Annotated in this window: 2 protein-coding genes; both read right to left on the bottom strand. The window is 56.6% G+C overall.

From position 1 onward, the window contains the following. Window positions 1-56: 56 nt before the first annotated feature. Complete coding sequence (istB, locus tag ACQZ5K_RS26905) at window positions 57-869, bottom strand: IS21-like element helper ATPase IstB (protein ID WP_111796911.1); 813 nt, start codon at window positions 867-869, stop codon at window positions 57-59. Next, complete coding sequence (gene istA, locus ACQZ5K_RS26900; RefSeq protein WP_111796982.1) at window positions 859-2,388, bottom strand: IS21 family transposase; 1,530 nt, start codon at window positions 2,386-2,388, stop codon at window positions 859-861. Before istA ends, istB begins: the two co-directional genes overlap by 11 nt. Window positions 2,389-2,500: the final 112 nt, after the last annotated feature.

The following is a 2,500-nucleotide window of genomic DNA, read 5'->3' as shown; positions in this document are numbered from 1 at the left end:
GTGTTGATTTCCACTGAGAACTGACCCGGTATTTCCACCGAGATTTGACCCGCCTTTTAGATATGTTTCGGGTCTGGTGTAGAGGTCAAGTTCCTGTTTTTCTCCTTCGTGTTTTTCGGTTCATGAGCTGAGCTATTCTTGAAGCGGAAGCTGTCGTTTCCGGTTTCGAGGATGTGGCAGTGGTGGGTCAGGCGGTCGAGCAGCGCCGTGGTCATCTTGGCATCGCCAAAGACGCTGGCCCATTCGCTGAAGCTCAGGTTGGTGGTGATGACGACACTGGTACGTTCGTAGAGCCTGCTCAGGAGATGGAACAGCAAAGCTCCTCCCGACGCGCTGAACGGCAGGTAGCCCAATTCGTCGAGGATGACGAGATCGGAATGGACAAGCCGATTGGCGATCTGCCCTGAGCGACCTTGCGTCTTCTCCTGTTCAAGCGCGTTGACCAGTTCGACTGTTGAGAAGAACCGGACGCGTTTGTGATGATGCTCGATTGCCTGGATACCGAGAGCGGTGGCAATATGGGTTTTGCCTGTCCCAGGTCCGCCGACCAGCACGATGTTGTTGGCATCATCGAGGAAGTCGCAGCGATGGAGTTGGCGCACGAGCGCCTCGTTGATCTCGCTGCTGGAGAAGTCGAAGCCGTTGAGATCGCGATAGGCCGGGAAGCGGGCAATTTTGAGCTGATAGGCGGTTGATCTAACCTCCCGCTCTGCCGTTTCCGCTTTGAGCAGTTGCGACAGAATAGGAATGGCAGCCTCAAAAGCTGGCGATCCTTGTTCGGTGAGCTCACCGATTGCCTGAGCCATGCCGTGCATCTTCAGTTGGCGCAGCATGATAACGATCGCTCCGCTGGCTGGGTTATGACGCATGGCGGACCTCCGCAGTCTTCCTCAGGGTATCGTAGCGTTCGACATTGGCCTTGGGCTCGTTGGCAAGTGTAAGAGCTTGCGGCGCGTCGATCGTAGGTGGTGTCGAGGATTTGCCATCGACGAGGCGATGCAACAGGTTTAGCACATGGGTTTTGGTCGGAACTCCGGACGTCAAAGCCATATCGACTGCCGATAGCACTGCCTGTTCGTCGTGCTGGAGAACAAGCGCCAGAATATCGACCATCTCTCGATCGCCACCCGGCTTTTTGAGCAGGTGCTGCTGCAGCGTTCTGAAGGCTTCGGGAAGATCGACGAACGGCGCACCATTGCGAAGAGCGCCAGGTTTGCGTTGCACGACCGCGAGATAGTGCCGCCAATCGTAAATCGTCTGCCCAGGTCCGTCATGCGACCGGCTGATGACGCGAAGATGCTCGCATATGATCAGACCCTCCGCTGCAACAACGATACGGTCTGGATAAACTCGAATGCTGACGGGTCGGTTGGCAAAGGATGCCGGAACGCTGTAGCGATTGCGATCGAAGTGAACCAGGCAGGTTGGGGACACCCGTTTGCTATGCTCGACAAAACCATCGAAGACACGCGCCGTTGGCATCAGAGTTTTTGTTTCCTCGGCCAGGAGGTCAGCGATAGTGCCACGCATCTTTCCATGCGGGGTCTGCTGCCAAACCTCCTTGCATCGAAGCTCCAGCCAGTCGTTCAGGGCTTCCAACGATGGAAAGCGTGGTGTCGGTTGAAAGAACCGATGGCGCGAATCCTGAACATTCTTCTCGACCTGGCCTTTCTCCCAACCAGACGCCGGATTGCAGAACTCCGGCTCATAGAGGTAGTGGCTGGCCATTGCCATAAAGCGGATGTTGACGTCGCGCTCCTTGCCGCGTCCAATCTTATCGATTGCCGTGCGCATGTTGTCGTAGATGCCGCGCCGCGGCACCCCGCCGAAGACACGGAACGCGTGGTTATGGGCATCGAACAGCATCTCGTGCGTCTGCAGAAGATACGCCCGGACGATGAACGCCCTGGAATAGCTAAGCTTTGTATGGGCCACCTGCAGTTTGGTGCGCTCATTGCCGATGATTGCCCAGTCTTCCGACCAGTCGAACTGGAAGGCCTCACCCGGATCAAAGGCCAGCGGAACGAACGTCCCACGTCCCGATGTCTGCAGCTCCCTTTGCAGATCAGCTTTCCATTCCCGAGCAAAAGCAGCAACCCGACCATACGATCCCTCGTAGCCAAGGCTCACCAGATCGGCATGTAATTGCTTCAGGTTGCGCCGCTGCTTCCGGTTCTTTTTGGCTTCCGTCCGCAGCCACGCTGACAGCCGGTCGGCAAAAGGATCAAGCTTGCTCGGCCGCTCCGGCACCTTGAACGATGGTTCCACGCCATCAAGCCGGAGATATTTGCGGATGGTATTCCGGGATAGGCCGGTCCTGCGGCAAATGTCCCGGATCGATATGTGGTCTCGAAAATGCCAGCGTCGGATCACGCTCAGTAACGCCATGTCGATCACTCCGTAGCCCCCGCTGAAAACACGCAGGGCAAGGTTCAAACATGGGTCAATTCTCGATGGAAATATCCTGGGCTACCGGGTCAGTTCTCAGTGGAAATCAACA

This window comes from Agrobacterium sp. 22-226-1 (assembly GCF_053522345.1).
This window is presented reverse-complemented; position numbering and strand designations above follow the sequence as displayed.